The sequence below is a fragment of the Donghicola sp. XS_ASV15 genome, from assembly GCF_041224595.1.
Classification (GTDB): domain Bacteria; phylum Pseudomonadota; class Alphaproteobacteria; order Rhodobacterales; family Rhodobacteraceae; genus Donghicola.
The window spans coordinates 44,792-70,328 of record NZ_JBGFGN010000132.1 but is presented as its reverse complement, the minus strand read 5'-3'; the positions used below and the strand labels follow the sequence as shown (position 1 = coordinate 70,328).

Here is a 25,537-nt window from a genome sequence, read left to right as displayed (position 1 = left end):
GGATAGCCGGGTCAACGAGGAGGAATGATTATGAACGAGATGGCTCAGTCCGGCTCCGCAGCACGCGTGTCGCCCTTCAAGGAGCGCTACGACAACTTTATTAATGGCCAATTTGTTGCGCCGAAGAACGGCCGTTATTTTGACAACGGCAGCCCCGTCACCGGCGGCAAAATCTGTGAAATCGCACGTTCCGACGAAAGCGACATCGAGGCAGCGCTGGACGCAGCACATGCAGCGAAAACTGCGTGGGGCCACACCGCGCCTGCAGCGCGTTCGGCTGCTCTGCTGAAAATCGCAGACATCATGGAAGAGAACATGGAGCTTCTGGCGACATGTGAAACTTGGGACAACGGCAAGCCGATCCGCGAAACCATGGCGGCTGACCTGCCGCTGGCGATCGACCACTTCCGTTACTTTGCTGGCGTTCTGCGCTCGCAAGAGGGTGCGATCTCGGAAATTGACGCGGACACCATCGCGTACCACTTCCACGAGCCTCTGGGTGTCGTTGGCCAGATCATCCCCTGGAACTTCCCCCTGCTGATGGCCTGCTGGAAGCTGGCACCCGCGCTGGCCGCCGGTAACTGTGTGGTTCTGAAGCCCGCAGAACAGACCCCTGCAGCGATCATGGTTCTGTGCGAACTGATCGCAGAAGCACTGCCCGCAGGCGTTCTGAACGTCGTCAATGGCTTTGGTCTTGAAGCAGGTAAGCCGCTGGCAACCTCGAAGCGCATTGCAAAGATCGCGTTCACCGGTGAAACATCGACCGGCCGTCTGATCATGCAGTACGCATCGGAAAACCTGATCCCCGTGACTCTGGAGCTGGGTGGCAAGTCGCCGAACATCTTCTTCGAAGACGTGGCAAACGCAGACGACGACTTCTTTGACAAAGCGATCGAAGGCTTCGTGATGTTCGCGCTGAACCAGGGCGAGGTCTGCACCTGCCCCAGCCGTGCACTGATCCACGAATCGATCTACGACCGCTTCATGGAGCGTGCTCTGAAGCGTGTTGAAGCCATCGTTCAGGGCGACCCGCTGGACCCCAACACCATGATCGGTGCGCAGGCGTCGAGCGAGCAGATGGAAAAGATCCTGAGCTACTTCGACATTGGTCGTCAGGAAGGTGCCGAGGTTCTGATCGGCGGCGAGCGCAACACTCTGGATGGCGATCTGGCGAACGGTTACTACGTGAAGCCGACCGTCATGAAGGGCCACAACAAGATGCGCGTCTTCCAAGAAGAGATCTTTGGCCCCGTTGTTTCGGTCACCACCTTCAAGGATGCCGACGAGGCTCTCGAGATCGCAAACGACACACTCTACGGTCTGGGTGCAGGCGTATGGTCGCGTGATGCGAACACCTGCTACCGCTTTGGCCGCGCCATTCAGGCCGGTCGCGTCTGGACCAACTGCTACCACGCCTATCCTGCACACGCAGCGTTCGGTGGCTACAAGCAGTCGGGTGTAGGCCGCGAGACCCACAAGATGATGCTGGATCACTATCAGCAGACCAAGAACATGCTGGTCAGCTACAGCCCCCAGAAACTGGGCTTCTTCTAAGCTACGACCATGTGGGGGGCTTTCGGCCCCCCACACCCCCCGAGGGTATTTTCGCCAAGATGAAGGAGACGGGTCATGTCTGAAAAACTGGACAAGGTGACTGCCACTCCCGAAGCGCTGGAACTGCTTTCCGAGATCGTTGCTGATCATGGGCCTGTCTTGTTCCATCAATCCGGAGGCTGCTGTGATGGCTCGGCCCCGATGTGTTACGCGCAAGGTGATTTCCGCGTTGGTGAACACGATGTTTTAATGGGAGAGATTGGCGAGATGCCATTCTACATCTCTGGTAGCCAGTACGAGGTGTGGAAACATACGGATTTGATCATTGATGTGATCGAGGGCCGTGGCGGCATGTTTAGCCTTGATAATGGGCGAGAGCGTCGTTTCCTCACGCGCTCTACGCTTTGCGCCACCTGACTCCCCTAGGTCTATCCCAAGTGGCGCTTTTCGGCGCAGGTCCCTCCTCACTGGCCTGCGCCTTTCCTATTTATGGGGACAGGAATTGTGGTGCACCGAAAGTGGCACGCCACTGCGCGATAAAACGCTTGCGCCGGTGTTGGTCCAGGGCGACCAGAAGCATCGGGTTGATGGGAATGACTCGTTCCGAGCTTTCAGGAAGAAAGGTTTCTTCGGGATCGCGGCGCATGACAAGGCCGCTATCGCGCAAGAGCGCGTTGCTTTGGCTAGAGAGCAGAAAATCAAGGAGCCTTGTGGCGGCACCTGAGTTCCCCGCATTGCGCGGGATCATGTAGGCGCGGGATAGGAAGAGCGTGTAATCCTCTGGCATGACCACGCTGACGTTGTCGCGGTATTGCGTGCTGACGTAAGAACCAAGCACATTATACGCGATCAGGTAGCGCCCTGAACTCACTCCCTCGATAATCTCGTTCGAGCAGCATGTGGCGACCGCGTCTACGCGGCTGAACCCTTCGAGGAGAGCACCAAAGGTGCTGGCCTCGATACTGTCGGAAAATGCGAAGAGATACCCAAGCCCAGAGGCTTCGATATCGTAGGTCGCGATGCGATCCTCGTAGGCCGGATTGTCCTGACGCATCAGGTCCAAGAGCTCGAACCGACTGTGCGGTACATCTTGTTCGGGTAGGAGGGCGGTGTTGTAGATGATGACGGCGGCTTCGCGGGTGATGCCCCAGAGTTCGTCCCGCCAGCGGCGGTCGTTCGGGAGCGCGGCCGTCAGGGGGGACCGATAAGGCGCCGCGCAGGCAGTGTTCACCAAGGAAACCAACTGATGAACGGCTGAGGACAGAATGGCGTCTGCGCCTGTACCTGCTTCGCAGTCTTTCTTGGACTCGGCGAAGAGTGCATTCGATCCCCATTGCTCGTAGATGACACGGACATCGGGGTTGAGCCGCACGAATTCTTCGATGGTGGGGCCAAGGACGCGGATGTCAGTGGTCGACCGGAACAGCATCGACCGCGCGGTTTCATCGCCAAATACTGCTACAGCTTCTTCGGCTTGAGCGCTGAGGGCTGAGCCGCAGAACATGAGGGCATAGAGCGCTTTGCGGATCATTCGGAGCCTCCGGTTCTGGCAGGCAGAGTAAAGGTCACCCGAAAGCCGCTGTCACCACGTCCCATGCTCAGTTCCCCTTGGAAAGCGTTGGCGACCGAGCGCACGATTGACAGCCCCAGCCCCGCACTGCGCCCCGTAGAGGCGGCGCTGCGTTCGAAGCGTTCGCCGATGCGGTCTAGAATGTCGGCGGGCGGGCCAGAACCCGCATCCTCGACCCAGATTTCGGCCGTGTCGCCATGTTGGGATACCCCGATAACCACGGGCGACTGGCCATGGCGCAACGCGTTGTTGAACATGTTTTTCGCCGCCTCGACCAAAGAAATTTCGTCGGCCAAAACAATCACTTCGTCTGGCCCGATCCGCAGTTCCACCACTGTTTCGGGCGAGAGCAGTTCGTGATCCCTGGTCTCGACGACGTTCAGAGCGATGTCGCGTAAATCCACTGGCAAGGGCGGCGCGCTGTCTGATCGGTGGATCACGAGCGCACGGGACAGCATCTGGTCCAAAAGTTCGCCCAAGGATCGCGAGCGGCGCGTCAGGCGGGTGACCATCTGGTTTCGCACGTCCTCGTCTGTGGCTTCGACGATCAGCTCTGATTGAGCTCGGATAGCGGCAACGGGCGTGCGCAGTTGGTGCGCGGTATCCGAAATAAGGTGTCGCATGCTGCTGACTTGGCGGTCCAGCCGCAGCATGAACCGGTTCATGGCGTCGATCATGACGGACACTTCGGCGGGCACGTTCCGGTCCATGGGGGTCAGATCGTAGGGATCTCGGTCTAGGAGTTCATCGGCGATCTTGTTAAGCGGGGCCATCGCATTGCGGATCACGAGCGTGGCCAGAACCATCAGCGCAAGTCCAGCCACGAGCGAAGCGATCAGGGCGTCGCGGGTCAGTCCCAAAGCCATGACATTCCGCGCGGCGAGCGTTTGTCCGACCGTTACGCTGACCGTGCCCGAAAAGTCCCGCTCGGCAAAGCGGCGGTACACAGTCACGAACCGCGCAGCCTCGTCCTGCATGGGGGCATCGTAGAACACGGGGCCGCTAGTCGTGCTCGATTGCGGCAGGCGTACGTGGTCTTGGCCTGTCAAAAGCTGCCCGCGCGAGCCGCGCACGGCGTATGCCACGCGATCATCTGGGGCCAGCGCCAAGAGTTGGAAGGCCGAGACCGGCAGGTCGGTCAACGGTTCGCCCCCGATTATCGTAATCGATTCCGTGATGTCGTTAGCAGCGCCTAAGAGCAGGCGGTCATAAGCTTGGCGGGCAGCTTGGCGGCCGTAGGCAAAGCTCGCGATGGCAACAATGATTCCACCGATCAGCAAAAGCGAAAGCACACCTATCACCACACGTGACGACAAAGATCGCTGTCGCGCGGTGGCTGTCAAAGGCTCATTCATCCAGACAGATCCGATATCCGAGCCGTCTTTGGGTCTCGATCGAGACGCCGCTGCCCGCCAGTTTCTTGCGCAGACGGCCGATATACAGCTCGATTGCATTCAGCCCCACGTCCGCGTTTTCAAACGCGAACAGGCCGTCATAGAGCCGCTCTTTGTTCAGAGTTTTGCCACTGTTTCGCAGCAAAAGCCCCAACAGAGCCGCCTCGCGTCGGGTCAGGTCCAAGGGCGTATCTGCTATATCTGCAGTCATCGTCGACGGCTGAAATTTCAAAGGGCCAAGGGTCAGTGTGTCAGTCTTCTGTTCTGCTTCGCGGCGGACAAGAGCGCGGAGGCGGGCCTCTAGTTCCCTGTAATCAAAGGGCTTTACGAGATAGTCATCAGCCCCGAGGTTCAGTGCGGACACGCGGTCATCCACGGAAAACAGTGCGGTCAGCATCAGAACAGGCGTCCGCACACCGCGCGCGCGCAGGTCGGCCAGCAACTCTGTCCCTGTGCGATCAGGAAGGTTGATATCGAGAACCAAGGCATCATAGCGCTGCACAGCGAGGAAATCTTCGGCTGCCTCGCACGATTCGGCCATGTCACAGGCCATACCTGCCTTGCCTAGGCGAATCGCGATGGCCTCTGCCATGTCGGTGGCGTCCTCGACAATCAGAATGCGCATCTTTTTCCTCTATCGGATCTATCTGCCGGCGCTTTGCTGTCAAATTGACAGGTTCGCGACAGCTTTCATCGCTACTTAACTCCTTCATAGCCCGCCACGAGGAGACTGCAAACACATGCAGCGTAGGCGGGTTCAGACCGGACAGACACAGATCTGCCCGAAGGATCACTGTGGAGGAGAACATCAATGATCTTTAAAGCGACTCGTATGACCGTGGCCGCCCTGATGCTGGGTGCATCTGCATTTGCAGCGTCCGCCGAAGGCTGGCAGCCCGAGAACCCCGAGTGTATCGCTCCCGCAAACCCCGGTGGTGGCTGGGACTTCACCTGCCGTCAAGTTGGTAAATCCATGCAGGACCTCGGTCTGATCGAAAAGACTATGCAGGTCGTGAACCTCGCCGGTGGCGGCGGTGGTGTGGCATTTGCCGAAGTCGTGAACAAGCGCGGCGACGATAATGACCTGATCGTTGCAGGTTCGACCGCAACTGCGACTCGTCTGGCGCAGGGCGCATATCCCGGCAACACCTATGACCAGGTGCGCTGGCTGGCGTCGATCGGTGCGGACTACGGTGTCATCGCCGTTGCAGCCGACAGCGAAGTGAACACCCTGCCCGAACTGCTGGACATGATCAAAAACGATCCCACCTCGGTATCGGTTGCTGGCGGCTCGGCTGTTGGCGGCTGGGACCACCTGAAGGTTCTGATCGCAGCAAACGCATACGGCGTCGAAGATGTCCGTTCGGTAAAATACATCGCGTTTGATGGCGGCGGCGAAGCTGTGACCCAGCTGCTGGCTGGCTCGGTTCAGGCGTTCACCGGCGACGTTTCCGAAGCAAAAGGCTTTGTGGACAGCGGCGACGTCAAAGTTATCGCAGTTCTGTCGCCCGAGCGTCTGGGTGGCGAATTCGCTGACTTCCCGACTGCAAAAGAGCAGGGCATCGACGCGATCGGCGCAAACTGGCGCGGCTTCTACGCTCCCGCTGGCATGAGCGACGAAGCATACGACGCATGGGTTTCGAAAATCGGTGACCTGTATGAATCGGCCGAGTGGAAAGACATCATGGCAGCAAACGGTCTGGCACCGCTCGACCTGCGCGGCGATGAGTTCCAGAACTTCGTGTCGGGTTCGGTAGACCAGATCCAGAACATCTCGAAAGAGATCGGGATCATCAAGTAATTCTACGCAGCCCCCCTGTGTAGACTTTAGGGACGCCGCCTCTCCCCTTCATGCGGCGTCCCTTTCCTTATTCAAACCATAGCCGTCTCAGGAGATCCTTGATGAGTGATCGTATCTTTGGCGTGTTCGGCGTTCTTCTGGCCATCGGGTACGCAATGTCTGCCCTTGCCATCGAAGAGAGCTTTTTGTCGGACGCAGTCGGCCCCAAAGCATTTCCCCTGATTATCGCAGCGATCCTCGGCATCAGCTCTGCCGTGATTGCGATCAAACCCGATCCAGAGCCTCATTGGCCTGACTTTGGTCGTTTCGTCGAAATCGCGGCCGCAGTCGTCGTGATGGTCCTGTACGCAGAGTTCCTGCCGATCATCGGATTTGTCTTCGCGACCGCAATCGCTGCCACCTATCTGGCGTGGCGTTTGGGCTCGACCATCATCGGATCTGTCGCCACAGGCGTCGGAACCTCGGTTGGCATCTACGTCATCTTCCACCTCGTGCTCGGGCTCTCGCTGGCCCGTGGCCCGCTCGGCTTCTAAGGAGACACGATATGGATATCCTTTCTGCTCTTGGCGATGGCTTTGCGATCGCTCTGACCTTTGAAAATCTGCTTCTGGCGCTGCTGGGTTGTTTTCTTGGGACTGTTATGGGCGCGCTGCCCGGCCTTGGGCCGTCGAACGGCGTGGCTATTCTGATCCCGCTGGCGTTCACACTGGGTCTGGGGGCGACACCTTCGCTGATCCTGCTGACGTCCGTGTATTATGGCGCCATGTATGGTGGCCGGATCAGCTCGATCCTGCTGAACATTCCGGGCGATGAGCCTGCGATGATGACCTGTCTCGACGGGCACCCTATGGCGAAAAAGGGCATGGCTGGCGAAGCGCTGTCCCTGTCAGGTATCGCCTCTTTCGTTGGTGCGTTCTTTGCGACATGGGGGCTGATTGCTCTGGCACCTCAGTTGGTCAAAGTCGCCCTGCTGTTTGGCCCTGCCGAATACTTCGCCCTTTTCGCTCTGGCGTTCATGACCCTTGGTGGTGTGAGCTCGACCAACCAAGCCAAGTCGGCTTTCGCCGCTGCTCTTGGTCTGGGGCTGGCGATGATCGGTGTGGATACCCAAACCGGCGTGCCGCGTTTCACCTTTGGCGAAGTGCACCTCTATGATGGTCTCGACTTCCTTGTGGCTATCGTGGGTCTGTTTGCCCTGTCCGAAGTTTTGATCTTCCTCGAAGAACGTCACGGCAAAGCCAGCGCCGAAGGTCGTCAGCTGAAAGTTGGTCGTCTGACGCCGCCGCTGTCGATGATCAAGCAGTGTACCCCGACCATGCTGCGCACCTCTGTTCTGGGCTTCATCGCGGGCGTTCTGCCCGGTGCGGGCGCATCGCTGGGCTCGTTCATCAGCTACTCGATGGAAAAGCGTCTGGTCGACAAAGAAGGCACTTTCGGCACCGGCGATCCTCGTGGTGTGGCTGCGCCTGAGACCGGCAACAACGCGGCTGCGGGTGGTGCTCTGGTGCCGATGCTGGCGCTGGGTGTGCCCGGATCCGGTACCACCGCTGTTCTGCTGGCCGTTCTGCTGTCGCTCAACATCACCCCTGGCCCGCTGCTGTTCACCCAGAACCCTGATGTGGTTTGGGGTCTGATCGCAGCGCTGTTCATCGCGAACTTCATGCTGCTGGCGATGAACATCCCGATGGTCGGCCTGTTTACCCGTCTGCTGATGGTGCCCCCGCGCATCCTGATGCCGGTGGTTGCGATGGTCAGCTTTGTCGGCATCTACGGCATCTCGGGCTCGTCCTTTGACCTGCTGGTGATGATCGGCTTCGGTGTCATGGGCTGGGTTCTGCGCAAGCTGGATGTGCCGCTGGTGCCCATCATCCTCGGGACCCTGCTGGGGAACTCGATGGAGGCCAACCTGCGCCGTGCGATCACCATCGACAACGGTGACTGGTGGACCCTGGTGGATAGCCCCCTGTCGCTTGGTCTATGGGCGATTGCGATCATCGGCTTCGTAATGCCGATTATCTTTGGCCGCGTGCTGAAAAACAAAATGCAGCGCAAAGACGAAGAAGGCGCAATTTCGGACTGATGTCCTCAGATCAAACACGCCAGAAACCCTCGCCCTTGCGGCGGGGGTTTTTCATTTTGCGGGCATCAGAGCCCGCAGCCCCTGTACCGCCCGCTTTGCCCGTCCTATGCACATCTCGGTAGAGGGGGCAGGGACACGCGCCACCACGCGCCGGATTTGCCAGTCCCCGATCAGGAGCGACAAGTACAAATCGCACGCAGCCTCGGCGGGGCCTGATATCGCCCTTTGCCCTATGGCACGCTCCATCACCGCAACGATCAGCGGCTGCACGGTGTCGCGTCCGGCCGCGGCGAGGGTCAGCCCCAGCACTCCGCTCCCATCCGCTGCCGCCGCACGGTTCAGGGCCACAGCTTTTTCGCCAAGCAGGACATCCAAGAGCACGGGGCCAAAATGCTCTAGCATGGTCATTGGGTCGCGATCCTCAGCCGCCGCGTCTCTGAGAACATCTGCAGCTTGATCCGCATTTCGCGTGACGAGTGCGCGAAAGAGCCCGACCTTATCCCCGTACCAGCGGTACATCGTTTCGTTTGAGCATTTGGCCCGCTTGGCAATCGACAGCATCGATGCGCCTGCGAATCCTTTCTCTGCCAGAACCGCATAGGCGGCCTCTTCGATTTGTTCGCTCCGTGCGTCTTTCTTGGCGTCCTGCATGGCGTCTCCCAATCACTTGACCGAAACCGTACATCTTGTTACGGATTTTGTATAGGCGTACACATCATTACGGATTGGGGTATTTCATGACGATGACACAGACAGTTCACTCCACCAGATCAATTGATTTGGTGTCTGGGGCGCTGGTTCTTTCGCTCTTGTTCAGCGGGGCGATCTTTGGGTTTTTCTATGCATGGGTCTGCTCGACCATGTGGGGGTTGGATCATGCGGATCCGCGTGTGGCGATTATCGCGATGCAAGAAATGAACGCGTCCGTCCGAAACGCGGTCTTCGCCCCTGCATTTTTTGGCACGCCCCTTGTGTTAGGCGCGGCGGCGATATTGGCGCTGCGCTCCGGTGCGCGAGCCGCTGGACTGTGGGTCGGAGCGGGCGCGCTCCTCTACCTGTTCGGGGGCCTGTTTCTGACAATGCTGGTGAACGTCCCGATGAACGAAGCACTTGGCGCACTCGACGTCACGCTCGATACGGAGGTGGCCGAGGCCAGCCGCATCTGGACCGACTATTCAGAGCCGTGGCAGGTTTGGAACATCACGCGGACGGTGTTTTCGGGCCTTGCGCTGGTGTGTGTCGGGATCGCCATCATCCAGCGCAACGCCTAAGCGTTACGCCTCCTCGGCGGTGGTAAAGCCGTACTCGACCAGTTCTTCGGGGACGAGCACGTAGATCTCATCCGGCGGGGTCGAGAGGGCGTGCTCTGTTACCCGCAGATCAATGCCCATCTCGGTCAGATAGGCGACGACCTCTGCCTGACCGCGCTGGATATTCTCGACCGCGATAAAAGCGGGCAGCACCGTATTTTCGTCAAAGTAATGCTGGTGCACCCCGACCGAGGCTTCGTCGTCAATCTGTCTGCTGGTGCCGCCTGCGAGCACGTAGGGACAAGCGGAATAGCAAAAGTCGCCTGCCAGCATCACCGTCTCTAGCGCGTTTTTGCGGATGGTTCGGCCAATGTGCAATGCGTCCTGCACCGATCCGCCGGGGGACATCAGCCGCACTCGGTCGACGTCCACCGTGGCGAGCCATTCGTCGAACCGGACTGCGTCACCGGGCGTGATCTGCCCTTTGACAAAGGCGGTGCCGTCGGCGGCTTCGAAGGCCAATCGGCTAGGTACATTATCGCCGCCCGGAAAGGGGGTGCGCCGGCTGGGATCAGTGGTGAGGTCCGGCGCGTTCGCGGGCTCGAACCGTCGGGTTTGATCTCCGGGCCGAACGGGCTGATCAAAGCTGGGGGCGCTGGACGGGCGCATCACTCCGTCCAAGCCCGACATCACATCTGATCCTGCCAGAAACGCGCCGATCCCGATCTGCACCCACAAGATGGCCAGAATGGCACGGCGAATGGGCTTGGCAGAGCGTGTGTCTACGGTGTCCGTCTCGCTCATGTGTCAGATGTGTCCGGCTTGGGCATGGGGGCAGGTGCAGGCGTTGGGCGCGGTGTGCTGTCCTGTTCTACCTCGCGCATGGCGTACATGGCCGCGCGCAATTCGCCCAAGGTCAGGCCATCGACGGCGGGGGCGGTGTGGCGGTTTTCGCGGATGGCTGACTGGGTGACCATCAGGATCAGGACCAGCACGGCAGGCAAAAGGTCGATCGCAATCGCGCCCGCCCAAGACGGCACGAAGTTGCCCGCATACAGGATCACCGCATCCGCAGCCGAGACCGGCGTATAGACCACGTCGGCAGGAGCGGGACGGGCGAGCACTTGGTCTGCCGCCTGCGCCAAAGAGTCGGCGCGCAGTTGCAACACATCCATCACCGAAGAGATCGTCTGCTGCTGCGCCATTTGTCCGTCGGGTGTGCTGCCGTCGAGTTCGGGCAAGACGACAGACGCTGACAAGTCCGCCGCCGCGCGATCCACAAGCGGGGCAACGGACAACTGACGAAGCTGCGCCACCAGACCGGCAAGCCGTACGGCTTCTTCGCTGAAGGCGACGCTGCGGGCTTCTACGGGGCCTTGTTCAACGATCAGCGCGCGCATCTGAGACAGGAGGGCGTTCCCTTCGTCAAAGGCGGAGTCGATCAGGGGGGATTGGGCAGCGATCTGCTCTTCGAGCGCCGAAAGCTCAGACGCCTTCTGGGAGAGAACACGGAAGACGGCGCCGCGCCCCGCAAGGCCGGACAGGTTGCCGTCTGCCTCTTGGGCAGACAGATCCTCGAACGACTGGCGCACGCGGGCGACGTCGCGTTCCAGCGCTTGGGCGGAAATGGCGATGTCGTGGGATTCCTCGAGTGCGCTTTGGTAGCTTTGGACCGTGGTCGCGAGGTGCTGTTCGACGGCTGCGGCACCAGCCAGCGCAGCGGCATTCAGCCAGGACGACATCGCAATGATCGCTGCGCAGCCCAAGGCCATCGCGCCGGTGAGCTTCAGCTTGTTTCCGGTGTTCTGCATCGCGGGCAAAAGCCGCAGCATGTAGGACCAGAAGACGAAAATCCCGACCGATACCGCGATTGAATACGCCGCTGCCGCAAAAAAGGAAAATGCGCCCGTGTCATCCAGCAGTCCAGAAACGCCAAGATATGTGTAAATCCCCGATGCAGCGGACAGAACGCCCAAGGCGACCCCCGAAAAGGTGTCGAGCCACGCGAGGTGTCCTTCGAGTTCGCGCACATGGCGTAGGCCGCGCTGGCTATGATCATCGTGTTCGGGGCGTTCGTCCATGCACCATTCCCTTGAGAGACAGTCAGAATTCCATCAACCTAGGGTAGGTGGGGTCAACACTTTTCTGGTCAAGGGGCAGCAGACCTTTGGGCAAGGACCAACGCGCTTGTGAAGGCGCGCGAGCAAGAGGAACAGGCACATGACTGAACCGACGGTGATGGCAAGTATGGCCGCTTCTTTTCTGGACTACGCTGTAGGGAGGGGGGTGCCGCGAGCGGCATTGATGCAGGCCTCTGGGATAGAAGAGACGGTTCTGCTGGACCCCGATGGGCGCGTGCCGGTGCGGTCGTACGGTGCTATGATGGGGACTGCCATCGGGATCAGCGGGGATACGGGGATCGCCCTGCGGTATGCTGCCGAGACGGGGCTGGATAAACTGTCGATCATCGGGTTGATCATTGATGCTGCAGGGCCGCTGGAAGACGGTATCGCGCAAGTGAATCGTTATGCCCGGATCATCGCGGACGTGGAGATTTTGAGCGCACCGGATCGGTTCGAATTGCTGAAGGAGGCAGAAACCCTTTGGCTCATAGATCACTTTCCAAACGCCAATGCCTCCCCCACCGCGATTGAACAGACCTTTGCGAATTTTGTTGTGAATTTCCGGCGGATGATGCCAGGGGCGGTGTTCTTGCAGGGCGTGTACCTGACCTACCCCGAGCCGCCCCACGCAGCGCTCTATACTGAGGTATTTCGGGCACCAGTGACGTTCGGGGCGGAGCGCAATGCCTTGGCGTTGGATGCTGGATGTCTGAATGGGCTGAATGCCGCGCCGAAGCCCTATGCTTTTGGCCTCTATACCCGCCATGCCGAGGCCTTGTTGGAGAGTTTGCAAAAAGCCGAGAGTACGCGGGCGCGGGTTGAGGCGGCTTTGCTGCCAGATCTGCATCAGGGGTCGGCGTCGATGGATGATGTCGCACGGGATCTGGGCATGAGTCGTCAGACACTGTACCGGCGCCTGAAGGACGAAGGCGTGACCTTTGCCGAGGTGCATGACCAGTTGCGCTGTCAAATGGCCCAGGACTACCTGACTGCGCAGAAGGCTTCGGTGATGGAGACGGCCTATCTGCTGGGCTTTTCCGAGGCGTCGTCATTTGTCCGCGCGTTCAAGCGTTGGACGGGGCAAAGCCCCAGCGCCTATCGCGCGGCGCACCCCTGAAAACCGTGCCCAAGAACGCACAAAGGCGCCCCTGAGGGCGCCTTGTTTTATTGGTCGGAGTGAGAGGATTCGAACCTCCGGCCCCTGCCTCCCGAAGACAGTGCTCTACCAGGCTGAGCTACACTCCGACCGTGTCGGGCCGATTATCGCACCTAGCTTTGCTTGGCAAGAGTGCTTTGGCGTTTCTTGCTTCTGCGTAGGAACAAAAGCGTATAGCGCGGGGTGGTGCCGGTCTCGAACCGAACAGCGGTGTTGGTGACCGGCGCTTGGGTGTCTTTTCTGGCGCCTTCGCGCATCACGATGTAGACGCCGCTGGCGATGATGATCCCCGCCCCAAGAAGGGTGTAGAAGTCGGGATATTCGGAAAAGAACATGTAGCCGTAAAAGATGGCCCAGATCATCTGGCTGTACTGCATCGGTGCAACGATGCCCGCCTCGCCGGTTTTGTAGGCGCGGATCTGGAAGCTCATCGCAAGAAGGGATAGCAGCGCCACGCAGGCGACAGTGCCCAGTTCCCACAGTTGCATGGGGCGGTATTCCAGAGGAATAAGCATACCCATGATCACGATGTTGGCGATCAGGGGATACAGAAGCAGGACCATATCGCTTTCCTTCGACCCGATGCGGCGCACGATGATCGACACGAACGATCCGCCGACGGCCGCGCCAAGGGCGGCAAAGTGGCCCAAGGTCAGTTCAGACGAGCCGGGCCGCAAGACGACCATGACGCCGATCAGACCGACGATCACAGCACCCCAGCGGCGGGGGCCGACCTTTTCCCCAAGGACGGGGATGGACAAAACGGTAATGAGGAGCGGCGTGGCAAAGACCATGGCGTAGACCTGCGCCAGCGGCAGCACCGAGAAGGCATAGAACGCACAGACGCCTGTAAAGACCACGGCGATCGTCCGCGCGTAGGTCCATGCAGGGGTGGCAGGGCGCAGAGTCGAGGGCTCTTTGCGTTGGATCAGCACCACGGTCAGGAAGGGAAAGCTGAGCAGGACGCTGTAGAAAACGATTTGGAAGGGGTGATGGTTTGCACCCAGCACTTTGACCAGTACGTCGTGGCCCGAATAGAGCCCGAACGCGATCAGCGCAAAGATGGCACCCTTGATGTTCGACTGTTCAGTCGCAGGGGGTGTGGACATAAGAAGTCTCCTTGGAGGGGGAGGGAGTGCAAGGAACTGGGGTAACCCTAGGCCCATCAAACCAAAAAGAAAGGGGCCCGCAAGGCCCCCCTCATACATTCGTGAATGTGCAGGTTTATCAGAGGCTGGCGTCCAGAGCCGCCAGAACTGCATCACCCATGCCCTCGGTGGAGACGGGGTCAACGCCCTCTTCACCCAGCAGATCTGCGGTGCGCACGCCGTCTTCCAGAACCTTGGCAACCGCTGCTTCCAGGCGGTCAGCTTCGGCACCTTGGTCAAAGCTGTAGCGCAGAGCCATTGCGAACGACAGGATACATGCGATCGGGTTGGCTTTGCCCTGACCTGCGATGTCAGGAGCCGAGCCGTGTACCGGTTCGTACATCGCCTTGGGGCGGCCGTTTGCCATGGGGGCACCCAGCGAAGCAGACGGCAGCATACCGAGCGAGCCGGTCAGCATCGCAGCCGCGTCCGACAGCAGATCGCCAAAGAGGTTGTCGGTCACGATGACGTCAAACTGCTTGGGCCAGCGGCAGAGCTGCATGGCACCTGCGTCCGCGTACATGTGCGACAGCTCGACGTCCGCATATTCTTCGTCGTGTACCTTCTGGACGACTTCGCGCCACAGGATGCCCGATTCCATCACGTTGGCCTTTTCCATCGAGCAGACCTTGTTGCCGCGGCGGCGGGCCAGTTCGAACGCCGAACGCGCAACGCGTTCGATTTCCGACTCGGTGTAACGCTGGGTGTTGATGCCCACGCGCTCGTTGCCTTCTTCGAAGATGCCGCGCGGCTCGCCGAAGTAGATGCCCGAGGTCAGTTCGCGCACGATCATGATGTCCAGACCGGCAACCACGTCACGCTTCAGCGAGCTGAAGTCGGCCAGCGCGTCAAAGCACTGCGCGGGGCGCAGGTTCGCATAAAGGTCCATTTCCTTGCGCAGGCGCAGCAGGCCGCGCTCGGGCTTCACCGAGAAGTCCAGAACGTCGTACTTGGGGCCGCCAACGGCACCCAGCAGAACCGCGTCGACTTCTTGCGCTTTGGCCATGGTGTCGTCGTGCAGAGGGGTGCCGTGCGCGTCATACGCTGCACCACCGACGAGGTCCTCGCTCACGTCGATCTTAAGGTCGCGCTTGTCACCGAACCAGTCGATGATGCGGCGAACCTGCGCCATGACTTCGGGGCCGATGCCGTCACCAGGCAGGATAAGAAGCGAAGGATTGCTCATGTGCGATGGTCCTTTTGAATGTCCCAAGAGTTGGCAGATGGCCTACCGATTGGCGCGAAGAGGGTCAAGGAACCGCAGCTGTTGTTTTGCAGGCTGAGTGACGTTTTCTTGCGTGTTTCGGGGCATCTCGATGTCCGCCCACACCAAACGGTGCCGGCTGGCGGAAGCAATGATCTGGGACCTTGGATCATCGGGGGGCGGCCATAGGATGCCGCTGGCGGGTACGTTGATCCCGTTGTCGGACAGAATGTAGCTGACACGCATTGGCGGCAGGCCGATACCAGACCAGTCCACGGTGGCTGTGCCTTGGGCACCTGTGGCGTGGATGGGTGTCAGGCGAGGATCGGTAAAAAGCGCGTTCAGGGGGGCCTTGAGGCCCTCTCCCCCGTTGGGATCATTGTTGAAATCCCCAATGATCACAAAGCGTTCGGGCGGCGGGCCATAGTCCCCATCCAGCAGGTGTTGCCAGAACAGGATCTCGTCGCCGTTGCGCAGGCCGTTGGCATCATCGGGGCCGTCAAAGACAGGGGGCGTGGCGTGGAAAACCATGAGACTGAGCGGGCCATCGGGCGTCTGGATCGGCACCACCCAATGCCCCATGGTCGAGAGGCGTTGATCCGGGTGTGTTCCCGCTGGAGCGTGTGTCCACGGCAGGGCGCGCCATCCAAGTTCGGCGTAGTCGCGGGCCTGCGTGCGGTCGATTGGGAATTTCGAAAGCAAGGCCATCCCCTCGGCCCCTGCGAATCGACCAAAGCTGTGGTTTTGCGGGGGATCGGTGCCCGCTATGTGCATTCCCGCATTGGGGCGCAGGGACAGTGTGTGCGGATAGCTCAGGCCTTGGGCCGCGAGCGCGTCCACGAAGGCTCCGAGGGTCTGGCCACGGTAATCCCAGTCGATGCTCTGCAATGCGAGGATGTCGGCGTTTGCCTGAATCAGCACCTGCAGAACGGCGTTGACCTGATCGTCGCCGCGCCGGATGTCACGCAGCAAAATGCCCGGCCCTTTGCGGCCAAGCTCTGTGTTGTAGGTCGCGATGCGAATGGGATCGGCGTGGGCCAGCTCCGCAAAGCATGCCAGCAGCGCCAGTAGGATCAGCCGAAGACGTGCATATCCTCGGTGTCGCGGTCCATGGACCGGCGACGTTTGTCCGCGATCATCGATGCGACGCGGGCGGTGGCAATGCCCCGCATCAAAAGGCTCGACGGTACAAAGGCCCATAGGCTGACGGTCCAGATCAGTGACTTCGGTTGGGCCACAGCGATCGGGTCAACGATCCCCGCAGCGGCCTGCAGAAAGGCCGGGAACAAGAATGGCAGTAAAAAGCCTAAGGCCACGTAAAGATTGGCGTCGCGGTTCAGACGGCCGACCACATCGCCCCCACCGGTGGGGTCAAAGGTGGGCAGGTTGGTCCACACATTGAAGCTGCCATTCTGGCGAGGCCAGCCGTTCAGCCACATGATAAAGATGAAGAAAACCAACGAGATGAGCGACATCAGATAGGCAATCGCCGAGGTGCGACGCAGCATGTCAACATCGACGGCGTGGGCGCCTTCGGGCAGGGATAGAACCATCAGGCGCACGGGCGAGAACGGGAAGTCGAGCGCATCGCCGACCACGTGCGAGATCGCGGTAAACAGCTCGCTGATGGGGCTGGGATGCGCAATGCCGCGCTGGATCAGCGTCAGCACCAGAACGGTCGCAAACAGGGCGCCGAACCGCAGACGGTTGTACGGGGGGGCGTCGCGGAACTCGATCAGGCTGGGGTATTCGGTCATGTATTCCGAAAAGACGAGCCAGCCGACAAAGATCGCCACCAGAAGGACGATGGGCGCACTGTCATTCGGACCGGGCAGCAACAGCCACGGGGTCGCGATCAACAGCACAACGAATATCGCGCGCACAAGTGCGCTCACAAAACGTGTGAACACTGCTCTACCTTTCTACCAGGGCGGGCTTGGCCTTTTTTGCCGTGCCTTTTGACCCACCTGATCCGCTTATGGTGCGGAATGCCTCAATCTTGACACAATGCTGCCAATATCGGGGTCAGGTCTCAATACCTGTAAGTACGTTACTTACATATTGGGGCGGATTCGGGGAAAAGCTGGTGCTATTCTGCATCAAACCGTAAGCAAAAAAGGGGCCGAAATACGGCCCCCATCTATATCTTGTGTTTTGTCAGGGTCTTAGACCCAAGGACGCGCCTGCGCTGCTGCCGACTCGTAAGAATCAATTGCAGCTTTCTTTTCGAGGGTCAGGCCGATGTCATCGAGGCCATTGAGTAAGCAATGCTTACGGAATGCGTCGACTTCAAAGGCAAAGGTCTCGCCGTCCGAGGTGGTGATGGTCTGGGCTTCCAGATCCACTTCCATACGGGCGTTGGCGCCTTTTTCTGCGTCCTTCATCAGCACGTCGACCTGCTCTTGGGGCAGAACGATCGGCAGGATGCCGTTCTTGAAGCAGTTGTTGAAGAAGATGTCGGCAAAGCTGGGTGCGATCACGCACTTGATGCCGAAATCTTTGATCGCCCAAGGGGCGTGTTCGCGCGACGAGCCACAGCCAAAGTTGTCACCGGCAATGATGATCTCGGCTTCGCGGTAGGCGGGCTTGTTCAGCACGAAATCAGGGATTTCGTTGCCGTTGTCGTCGTAGCGCATTTCATCAAACAGGTTCACGCCGAGGCCCGAACGCTTGATGGTTTTCAGGAACTGCTTGGGGATGATCATATCGGTGTCGATGTTGATCAACGGCATGGGTGCGGCGATCCCGCTGAGTTTTTCGAACTTGTCCATATCCTGTCTTCCTTCCGAAAAAGGTGGGTATGGCCTGCGTCTGGATCACGTATGGCTTACGTACATACATGACCGCCTGACGCAGGCGGCGGGATTTATCAGGCGAGAGTGCGCACGTCGGTGATCTTGCCGGTGATCGCAGCGGCTGCTGCCATCGCGGGCGACATCAGGTGCGTACGGCCACCACGGCCCTGACGACCTTCGAAGTTGCGGTTCGAGGTTGCGGCGCAACGCTCTCCTGGCTTCAGCTGGTCGGGGTTCATGGCAAGGCACATCGAGCAGCCAGCAAGGCGCCATTCGAAACCGGCTTCCTTGAAGATGTCTGCCAGACCTTCTTCTTCAGCCTGAGCGCGGACCAGACCCGAACCGGGAACGATCATGGCACGCATGCCTTCTTTGACCTTCTTGCCCTTCAAGATTTCTGCAGCGGCGCGCAGGTCTTCGATGCGGCCGTTGGTGCAGGACCCGATGAACACGGTGTCGATCTCGATGTCGGTCAGCGGAGTGCCCGAAGTCAGACCCATGTACTCGATCGAGCGGGCAGCCGCTTCGACCTTGCCGCCTTGGAAGTCGGCGGGGGTGGGAACGACGGCGCTGATCGGCAGTGCGTCCTCGGGCGAGGTGCCCCAAGTCACGGTGGGCTCGATCGACTCACCTTCGATGACCAGCACTTTGTCGAAGTGCGCGCCTTCGTCGGTGTAGAGGGTCTTCCACCAGTTCAGAGCAGCTTCCCACTGGGCGCCTTTGGGGGCGTGGGGGCGGCCTTTGACATATTCAAAGGTGGTCTCGTCGGGGGCGATCAGACCGGCGCGGGCGCCGCCTTCGATGGCCATGTTACAGATGGTCATTCGACCTTCCATGGACAGGTCACGGATCGCTTCGCCGCAATACTCGATCACGTAGCCTGTGCCGCCAGCGGTGCCGGTTTCCGCGATGATGCGCAGAACGATGTCTTTGGCGGTCACACCGGGCATCAGTTTGCCGGTGATCTCGACCTTCATGTTCTTGGACTTCTTCTGGATCAGGGTCTGGGTGGCCAGAACGTGTTCCACTTCCGAAGTGCCGATGCCGTGGGCCAGCGCGCCGAACGCACCGTGAGTCGCGGTGTGGCTGTCACCACAAACCACGGTCATGCCGGGCAGGGTCCAACCCTGTTCGGGGCCGACGATGTGCACGATGCCCTGACGGACGTCGGTCACGGGGTAGTAGTGGATGCCGAACTCTTTTGCGTTGGTGTCCAGAGCGGCAACCTGAATGCGGCTGTCCTCGGGCATGTTCGACGGATCGTCACGGCCCGCGGTGGTGGGGACGTTGTGGTCCGGAACCGCAATGGTTTTCTCGGGCGCGTGCACGGTGCGGCCGGCCATACGCAGGCCTTCGAATGCCTGAGGGCTGGTCACTTCGTGTACGAGGTGACGGTCGATATACAGCAAGCAGGTGCCGTCTTCTGCCTCGTGGGCAACGTGGGCATCCCAGATCTTGTCATAGAGTGTCTTCGGGGCGGTCATGGTCCTCTCCCGTGGATATCTTTGGAAAATGTGATGGAATAGTGGTTCGGGTCCCGCCTTATAGGCGGGCGAGAACGGTGTGCATCGCACCGAAGAAGCGCCACGGCAGGCGTGCGCGATCATCCATATCGAAAATTACCATCATGGCGTGGAAATACAGCGCAGAGGGCTTCGCTGCAAGGGCAAGTCGTGTTACACGCCGCGGCTTGTGATTCACCAACGGATGTTTAGCGCGTGACCATACTGACGAAGCCTCTGTGCTTGCTGCAAATCCTGCTGATTTTGGCCCTGTGCCTGAGCTTTGGCTGGGCGCATGCGAGTCTCGAAATTTCGGGTCAGCCGGTGGAACAGCCCGCGAACGCCCGTTATGAAGGCGCGCCAAGTGAGTCGCCCGTTGCGATGCCCCCTCGGTGATTGAGGGAAAGCCGCAAAAGTGGTAGGCTATATATATGTCCAGCGCCGGGGCTATTCGGCGTGTATCTAGGAGGACCAAGTCCTGACTATGACGAACCAAGCAGCCCAGTCTGCTGAACCCGTTCCGGCAGCGGATGCCGAAGTGACAAGTGAAGCCATCTTGTCCCGTATCCTGACCTCTCTTGATGATGACAAGGCCGAAGATGTCGTGCAGATCGATCTGCGCGGTGTTTCTTCGATCGGTGATTATATGGTCATCGTTTCGGGTCGCTCGAGCCGTCAGGTTGTCTCGATCGCGGAAAAGCTGGTCGATCGCCTGAAAGAAGCGTTCGGCATCTATTCGAAGATCGAGGGCAAAGAAGGCGGCGACTGGGTGTTGATCGACACTGGCGACGTTGTTGTCCACGTGTTCCGTCCCGAAGTGCGCGAGTTCTACCAGCTCGAGAAGATGTGGCAGCCTGCGGGCACCGCCTGAGGCTGGCACGCCGCTAGGGACTGACGATGCGCGTGCATTTATGCGTGGTGGGCCGACTGCGGTCGGGGCCCGAGGCCACTCTTATTGACGACTATCTGACGCGATTTGACCGAACCGGGCGGGCCTTGGGCCTTGGCCCGGCTAAGGTCATTGAGGTCGAGGATAAGAAGTCCCGCGGCATGGGCGCTGAGGCGGATCTGCTGCGCAAGGCGATCCCCAGCGGCTCGCGGCTGGTCGTCATGGATGAACGCGGCAAGCTTATGACCTCGCCCCAGTTTGCGGACAAGATGGCGGGCTGGCGCGACACGGGCACGCAGGACTTGGCCTTTGTGATTGGCGGGGCGGACGGGATCGACCCGTCCCTGCGCGCCGAGGCGGATTTCGCGATCAGCTTTGGCAAGATGGTGTGGCCGCACATGCTGGTGCGGGTCATGCTGACCGAGCAGCTGTATCGCGCGGCCTCGATCCTGTCGAACGCGCCGTATCACCGCGAATAAGCGCCCCTGATCGGGCTGCTTCCGGTTTTTGACCAAAAAATCCAGTTCGCCGATACAGGGATGGTTCACCCCGCGCTTGCCTTGCGCTAGGAGAGGGCAAGCCTAGGAGGTAACACCATGACTGCACCCAAGCCCGTTGTTCTATGTATTCTGGATGGTTGGGGACTGAGTGATGACAGTCCGGCGAACGCGCCAGCGCTGGCGTCGACGCCCAACTTTGACCGTATCTGGAACGAGTGCCCCCATGCGCGGCTGATCACCCACGGTCCCGATGCGGGTCTGCCATCCGGCCAGATGGGCAACTCCGAAGTGGGTCACACCAACATCGGCGCAGGCCGTGTGGTCGCGATGGACTTGGGGCAGATCGATCTGGCGATCGAGGATGGCTCTTTCTACGAGAACGAAGAATTGCAGGCGTTTATCGCCAAAGTGACCGAGAGCGCGGGCATGGCCCACGTGATGGGTCTGATTTCGGACGGCGGTGTGCATGGCCACACCGAGCACGCGCTGGCCGCCGCCAAGGCGATCACCGATGCGGGCGTGACCGTCGCAATGCACGTGGTCACCGACGGCCGCGATGTGGCGCCCAAGTCCGCTGACAAGTTTGTGGCCGAGCTGGAAGAGCGCCTGCCCGAGGGCGCATTTATTGCGACGGTGTCGGGCCGCTACTACGCCATGGACCGCGACAACCGCTGGGAGCGGGTGCAGCTGGCCTATGACGCGATGGTGGGCGGCAAGGGCTTTGAGGCCGCGACCGCCGAAGATGCGGTGAAAGACAGCTACAAGCAGGACGTGCTGGACGAGTTCATCAAGCCGGTTGTGATCGGTGGGTTCGAAGGCGTGCATGACGGCGACGGCTTCTTCTGTCTGAACTTCCGTGCGGACCGTGCCCGTGAAATCCTGCGTGCGATTGGCGAACCCGATTTCAATGATTTCGAAGTGGGCGAGCGCCCCAAGCTGTCGGCGCTGCTGGGCATGGTGGAATATTCGGACGGTCACAACGACTACATGGACACGGCTTTCCCCAAGCGGAAAATCGTGAACACGCTGGGCGCTTGGGTCGCCAAGCAGGGCAAGACGCAGTTCCGTCTGGCCGAGACCGAGAAATACCCCCACGTGACGTTCTTCCTCAACGGTGGTGTCGAGGTGCCCGAAGAGGGCGAGGATCGTTTCATGCCGAAGTCGCCGAACGTGGCGACCTATGACCTGCAGCCCGAGATGTCGGCCCCCGAAGTGACCGCCAAGTTCGTCGAGGCGATCAACGGGGATTACGACATGATCGTGGTGAACTACGCGAACCCCGACATGGTTGGCCACACCGGCGACCTAGAGGCCGCGAAGGCCGCGTGTGAAGCGGTGGACAGCGGTCTGGGCGAGGCGCTGAAGGCGCTGGAAGCCAAGGGCGGCGCGATGATCGTGACGGCGGACCACGGCAACTGTGAAGTGATGGTCGACCCCAAGTCGGGTGGCGCACACACCGCGCACACCCTGAACCTTGTGCCGGTCGTCATGGTCGGCGGCCCCGAGGGCGCGGAACTGCGTGACGGTCGTCTGGCCGATCTGGCGCCGACCGTGCTGCAGCTGATGGGTGTCGAGAAGCCCGAAGAAATGACTGGTGAGAGCCTGATCAAGTGATGATGCGCCGCGCGGTCGTTTTCTGTCTGGGTTTGCTTGCGTCCCCGTTGGCGGCGCAAGAAGATCCGGCTGCGGCGGCGCTGCGGGCCAAGGGATTGCTGGACGAGGCGGCTGTCGCGCTGGACTATGCCCAAGGGGCGCGGGACCGCGTGGCCGCACTGACCCAGACGGTCAAGGCTTATGAGGCGGGGCTGACGGCCCTACGCGCTGGGCTGCGCCGCGCGGCCATCCGCGAAAAGGCGCTGACGCAGGAGTTGAACTCGGCGCAGGGACAGGTGGCGGATTTGCTGGCCAGCCTGCTGACCATTTCCCGCAGTCCGGCCCCTGTGCAACTAACCCACCCTGCGGGCCCCACGGGGACAGCGCGGGCGGGGATGATCCTGACCGAAATCTCGCCCGCCTTGCAGGCCGAGGCCGATGGCTTGGCCCGTGATCTGGAAGAGGTGCGAACCCTGCGCGCCCTGCAACAGTCGGCGGCGGATACCCTGCGCGAGGGGCTGCAAGGGGCGCAAACGGCGCGCACCGCGCTGAGCGCTGCGATTTCGGACCGCACCGACCTGCCCATGAAGTTCACCGCTGATCCGGTTCAGACGGCGGTGCTGGTTGCGTCTTCGGATACGTTGGCCAGCTTTGCCGATAATCTGGGCGAGATCGTCGTTGGTGACGAGCTGGAGGGCGGTCCGGATGTCCACGAGCAGCGCGGCATGTTGTCTCTGCCCGTGCAAGGGACCATCCTGAGAGAGGCGGGCCAACCCGATGCCGCAGGGATCGAGCGCCCCGGTTGGGTCATCGCGACGGCGCCCGGGGCGCTGGTGACCACGCCAGCGGCAGCAACCATTCGCTATCGTGGGCCGCTCTTGGACTACGGAAATGTGATGATTATCGAGCCCGGACCGGGCATTCTGTTCGTGCTTGCAGGGCTCGATCAGGTCTACGGTGAGGTCGGACAGGTGCTGCCCGCAGGGCATCCGCTGGGCCTCATGGGGGGTGCGGGTGTTGCACAGGACGAGATCCTGACGCAGGCTAGCGCCGGACAGAATACAGAAACGCTCTATCTCGAAGTGAGAGAGGACCAAGAGACGGTGAACCCCGCCGAATGGTTCAAGACGGACAAGGAATGACACGAATGCGCAAGTTTCTGATGGCAGTGGGCGGTGGCGCTCTGGCGGGGCTGATTGCCTCGACGCAGATCGCGGGACCGCTGCTGGCCCAAGAAGGAAAAACCCAAGTCAACGTGTATGAGCAGCTCGACCTGTTCGGCGACATCTTCGAGCGGATCCGCGCGCAGTATGTCGAAGAGGTTGACGAGGGCGAACTGGTCGAAGCGGCCATTAACGGCATGCTCCAGTCCCTTGATCCGCATTCGAGCTACCTGTCCCCCGATGATGCGCAGGACATGCGCGTCCAGACCCGCGGCGAGTTCGGCGGTCTGGGCATCGAGGTCACGCAGGAAGAAGGCTTCGTCAAGGTCGTGGCGCCTATGGATGGCACCCCTGCCGAAGAGGCGGGCGTGTTGTCGGGCGACTTTATCACCCACGTGGACGGCGAGAGCCTGCTGGGCCTGACGCTGGACGAAGCGGTCGAACTGATGCGCGGCCCTGTGGGCTCCGAGATCGTGGTGACGCTGGTCCGCGAGGGCGAAGCCGAGCCGTTCGACGTGACCATCATTCGCGACACCATCCGCCTGACCGCCGTGCGGACCCGCACCGAGGGCGAGGCTGTGGTTCTGCGTGTCAGCACCTTTAACGACCAGACCTTTGACAACCTGAAGGACGGTCTGGCCAAAGCAGCCGAAGAGGCCGGCGGACTGGACAACCTGAGCGGTGTGATTATCGACCTGCGCAACAACCCCGGTGGCCTGCTCAATCAGGCTATTCTGGTGGCGGATGCCTTCCTTGAGGAAGGCGAGATCGTATCGACCCGTGGCCGTAACCCCGAAGACGGCGAGCGCTTTAACGCGACCCCCGGCGATCTGGCCGAAGGCAAGCCGATCGTCGTCCTGATCAACGGCGGTTCTGCTTCGGCGTCCGAGATTGTGGCAGGCGCCCTGAAGGATCACCGCCGTGCCGTGATCGTCGGCACCAAGTCGTTCGGCAAAGGCTCGGTTCAGACTGTGATGCCGCTGCGTGGCGATGGCGCGATGCGTCTGACCACCGCGCGCTATTACACGCCGTCGGGCCGTTCGATCCAGAACCTGGGTGTATCGCCTGACATCGTGGTGCAGCAGCCCCGTGCGTCGGTTGTCGAGGACGAGGACGAGAGCACACCGCGCACCCGTTCCGAAGCGGACCTGCGTGGCAGCCTGTCCAATGACAGCCTGAGCGAAGACGAGATCCGCCAGATCGAAGAGGACAACGCCAAGGCCGAAGAAGCCGCGAAGCTGCGCGATGAGGATTACCAGCTGGCTTATGCCATCGACATCCTCAAGGGTCTGTCGGCGCTGGAGAGCGGTCAGTGACGCCAGAAGACATCGCGAAGCTGCCTTATCGCAAGAACGTCGGCGTTATGATCGTGAACGCCGACGGTCTAGTCTGGGTCGGGCAGCGTCTGGATAGCGAAGTGCCTGCGTGGCAGATGCCTCAGGGCGGGATCGACAAGGGTGAAGATGCCCGTGAAGCGGCCCTGCGCGAGCTGGAAGAAGAGACCGGTATTTCGGTCGACATGGTGGATGTTGCGGGCGAGACCGAGGGTTGGATCAGCTATGATCTGCCCCACGACATCGTTCCCAAGATCTGGAAGGGCAAGTACCGCGGTCAGGAGCAGAAGTGGTTCCTGATGCGTTTCAAAGGCTCTGACGACATGATCGTGATTGACCGGCCGCACCCTGAGTTCAGCGAGTGGCGCTGGCTGCCTGTCGATGAGCTGGTCGAGAATATCGTGCCGTTCAAGCGCGGTGTGTATGAGCAGGTTGTGGCGGAGCTGGGGCCCTTGATCTAGGGGAGGGCTTCTGGCGGCTG

Annotated in this window: 25 protein-coding genes and 1 tRNA gene; 13 read left to right on the top strand and 13 right to left on the bottom strand. The window is 60.5% G+C overall.

The features are described 5' to 3' along the window. Positions 1–30: 30 nt before the first annotated feature. A complete protein-coding gene (gene adh / locus AB9K37_RS10590; RefSeq protein WP_369838214.1) occupies positions 31–1,554 on the top strand; it encodes an aldehyde dehydrogenase in 1,524 nt (507 codons plus the stop codon). A 75-nt stretch (positions 1,555–1,629) separates the two neighbouring features. Continuing rightward, the gene (locus AB9K37_RS10585) at positions 1,630–1,971 is read left to right on the top strand and encodes a DUF779 domain-containing protein (RefSeq protein ID WP_369838211.1); all 342 of its coding nucleotides are present in this window, start codon (positions 1,630–1,632) and stop codon (positions 1,969–1,971) included. A 70-nt stretch (positions 1,972–2,041) separates the two neighbouring features. On the opposite strand, the gene AB9K37_RS10580 is transcribed toward AB9K37_RS10585, so the two are convergent. Genes AB9K37_RS10580 through AB9K37_RS10570 form a run of 3 tightly spaced genes read right to left on the bottom strand, consistent with a single transcriptional unit; the run spans position 2,042 to position 5,143 of the window. Next, positions 2,042–3,085, bottom strand: a complete 1,044-nt coding sequence (locus AB9K37_RS10580; protein WP_369838208.1) for an ABC transporter substrate-binding protein — start codon at positions 3,083–3,085, stop codon at positions 2,042–2,044. Further along, positions 3,082–4,479 (bottom strand): sensor histidine kinase, encoded by a 1,398-nt coding sequence (locus AB9K37_RS10575; protein ID WP_369838205.1) that lies wholly within the window; start codon positions 4,477–4,479, stop codon positions 3,082–3,084. Before AB9K37_RS10575 ends, AB9K37_RS10580 begins: the two co-directional genes overlap by 4 nt. Then, complete coding sequence (locus tag AB9K37_RS10570) at positions 4,472–5,143, bottom strand: response regulator transcription factor (RefSeq protein WP_369838202.1); 672 nt, start codon at positions 5,141–5,143, stop codon at positions 4,472–4,474. Before AB9K37_RS10570 ends, AB9K37_RS10575 begins: the two co-directional genes overlap by 8 nt. 186 nt (positions 5,144–5,329) lie before the next feature. Here AB9K37_RS10570 and AB9K37_RS10565 point away from each other — a divergent pair, with 186 nt between their 5' ends. The 3 genes from AB9K37_RS10565 (at position 5,330) to AB9K37_RS10555 (ending at position 8,399) form a co-directional block, all read left to right on the top strand. After that, positions 5,330–6,319, top strand: coding sequence for a Bug family tripartite tricarboxylate transporter substrate binding protein (locus AB9K37_RS10565; protein WP_369838199.1), 990 nt, complete (start codon positions 5,330–5,332; stop codon positions 6,317–6,319). A gap of 101 nt (positions 6,320–6,420) precedes the next feature. After that, a complete protein-coding gene (locus tag AB9K37_RS10560) occupies positions 6,421–6,852 on the top strand; it encodes a tripartite tricarboxylate transporter TctB family protein (protein ID WP_072709545.1) in 432 nt (143 codons plus the stop codon). 11 nt (positions 6,853–6,863) lie between these two features. Continuing rightward, positions 6,864–8,399, top strand: a complete 1,536-nt coding sequence (locus tag AB9K37_RS10555) for a tripartite tricarboxylate transporter permease (RefSeq protein WP_369838196.1) — start codon at positions 6,864–6,866, stop codon at positions 8,397–8,399. 51 nt (positions 8,400–8,450) lie between these two features. Here the strand turns inward: AB9K37_RS10555 and AB9K37_RS10550 are convergent, their stop codons facing one another. Next, entirely contained in the window at positions 8,451–9,050 is a 600-nt protein-coding gene (locus AB9K37_RS10550) for a TetR/AcrR family transcriptional regulator (protein WP_369838193.1), read from the bottom strand. An 86-nt stretch (positions 9,051–9,136) separates the two neighbouring features. Here AB9K37_RS10550 and AB9K37_RS10545 point away from each other — a divergent pair, with 86 nt between their 5' ends. Beyond that, positions 9,137–9,670: a DUF1772 domain-containing protein gene (locus AB9K37_RS10545; RefSeq protein ID WP_369838190.1), complete on the top strand. Its 534-nt coding sequence runs from the start codon at positions 9,137–9,139 to the stop codon at positions 9,668–9,670. A 3-nt stretch (positions 9,671–9,673) separates the two neighbouring features. On the opposite strand, the gene AB9K37_RS10540 is transcribed toward AB9K37_RS10545, so the two are convergent. Next, positions 9,674–10,453: a hypothetical protein gene (locus AB9K37_RS10540; protein ID WP_369838187.1), complete on the bottom strand. Its 780-nt coding sequence runs from the start codon at positions 10,451–10,453 to the stop codon at positions 9,674–9,676. Next, the gene (locus tag AB9K37_RS10535; protein WP_369838184.1) at positions 10,450–11,730 is read right to left on the bottom strand and encodes a hypothetical protein; all 1,281 of its coding nucleotides are present in this window, start codon (positions 11,728–11,730) and stop codon (positions 10,450–10,452) included. The genes AB9K37_RS10540 and AB9K37_RS10535 overlap by 4 nt, the downstream gene beginning before the upstream one ends. A gap of 139 nt (positions 11,731–11,869) precedes the next feature. Between AB9K37_RS10535 and AB9K37_RS10530 the strand changes: the two genes are divergently transcribed. Continuing rightward, entirely contained in the window at positions 11,870–12,889 is a 1,020-nt protein-coding gene (locus AB9K37_RS10530; RefSeq protein WP_369838181.1) for an AraC family transcriptional regulator, read from the top strand. A gap of 51 nt (positions 12,890–12,940) precedes the next feature. On the opposite strand, the gene AB9K37_RS10525 is transcribed toward AB9K37_RS10530, so the two are convergent. The 7 genes from AB9K37_RS10525 to leuC form a co-directional block, all read right to left on the bottom strand. After that, positions 12,941–13,017, bottom strand: a tRNA-Pro gene (locus AB9K37_RS10525). 24 nt (positions 13,018–13,041) lie between these two features. Beyond that, positions 13,042–14,037 (bottom strand): DMT family transporter, encoded by a 996-nt coding sequence (locus AB9K37_RS10520; protein ID WP_369838178.1) that lies wholly within the window; start codon positions 14,035–14,037, stop codon positions 13,042–13,044. A gap of 118 nt (positions 14,038–14,155) precedes the next feature. Next, entirely contained in the window at positions 14,156–15,262 is a 1,107-nt protein-coding gene (leuB, locus tag AB9K37_RS10515) for a 3-isopropylmalate dehydrogenase (RefSeq protein ID WP_369838176.1), read from the bottom strand. 42 nt (positions 15,263–15,304) lie between these two features. Next, positions 15,305–16,303, bottom strand: a complete 999-nt coding sequence (locus AB9K37_RS10510) for an endonuclease/exonuclease/phosphatase family protein (protein WP_369838265.1) — start codon at positions 16,301–16,303, stop codon at positions 15,305–15,307. Positions 16,304–16,353: 50 nt separating this feature from the next. Beyond that, a complete protein-coding gene (locus AB9K37_RS10505) occupies positions 16,354–17,190 on the bottom strand; it encodes a hypothetical protein (protein WP_369838173.1) in 837 nt (278 codons plus the stop codon). A 255-nt stretch (positions 17,191–17,445) separates the two neighbouring features. Beyond that, positions 17,446–18,051: a 3-isopropylmalate dehydratase small subunit gene (gene leuD, locus AB9K37_RS10500; RefSeq protein WP_293709890.1), complete on the bottom strand. Its 606-nt coding sequence runs from the start codon at positions 18,049–18,051 to the stop codon at positions 17,446–17,448. Between the two features lie 98 nt (positions 18,052–18,149). Then, a complete protein-coding gene (gene leuC / locus AB9K37_RS10495; protein WP_369838170.1) occupies positions 18,150–19,559 on the bottom strand; it encodes a 3-isopropylmalate dehydratase large subunit in 1,410 nt (469 codons plus the stop codon). A 502-nt stretch (positions 19,560–20,061) separates the two neighbouring features. Between leuC and rsfS the strand changes: the two genes are divergently transcribed. The 6 genes from rsfS to AB9K37_RS10465 all read left to right on the top strand — a co-directional run bounded on the left by rsfS (position 20,062) and on the right by AB9K37_RS10465 (position 25,517). Next, a complete protein-coding gene (gene rsfS / locus AB9K37_RS10490; RefSeq protein ID WP_369838167.1) occupies positions 20,062–20,448 on the top strand; it encodes a ribosome silencing factor in 387 nt (128 codons plus the stop codon). A 26-nt stretch (positions 20,449–20,474) separates the two neighbouring features. Next, positions 20,475–20,945 (top strand): 23S rRNA (pseudouridine(1915)-N(3))-methyltransferase RlmH, encoded by a 471-nt coding sequence (gene rlmH / locus AB9K37_RS10485; RefSeq protein ID WP_092464820.1) that lies wholly within the window; start codon positions 20,475–20,477, stop codon positions 20,943–20,945. Between the two features lie 117 nt (positions 20,946–21,062). Next, positions 21,063–22,580 (top strand): 2,3-bisphosphoglycerate-independent phosphoglycerate mutase, encoded by a 1,518-nt coding sequence (gene gpmI, locus AB9K37_RS10480; RefSeq protein WP_369838164.1) that lies wholly within the window; start codon positions 21,063–21,065, stop codon positions 22,578–22,580. Continuing rightward, positions 22,580–23,701: a murein hydrolase activator EnvC gene (locus AB9K37_RS10475; protein ID WP_369838161.1), complete on the top strand. Its 1,122-nt coding sequence runs from the start codon at positions 22,580–22,582 to the stop codon at positions 23,699–23,701. Before gpmI ends, AB9K37_RS10475 begins: the two co-directional genes overlap by 1 nt. Before the next feature lie 5 nt (positions 23,702–23,706). Then, a complete protein-coding gene (locus AB9K37_RS10470) occupies positions 23,707–25,038 on the top strand; it encodes a S41 family peptidase (RefSeq protein ID WP_369838158.1) in 1,332 nt (443 codons plus the stop codon). Beyond that, positions 25,035–25,517 (top strand): RNA pyrophosphohydrolase, encoded by a 483-nt coding sequence (locus AB9K37_RS10465; protein ID WP_303957979.1) that lies wholly within the window; start codon positions 25,035–25,037, stop codon positions 25,515–25,517. Before AB9K37_RS10470 ends, AB9K37_RS10465 begins: the two co-directional genes overlap by 4 nt. Positions 25,518–25,537 lie beyond the last annotated feature (20 nt).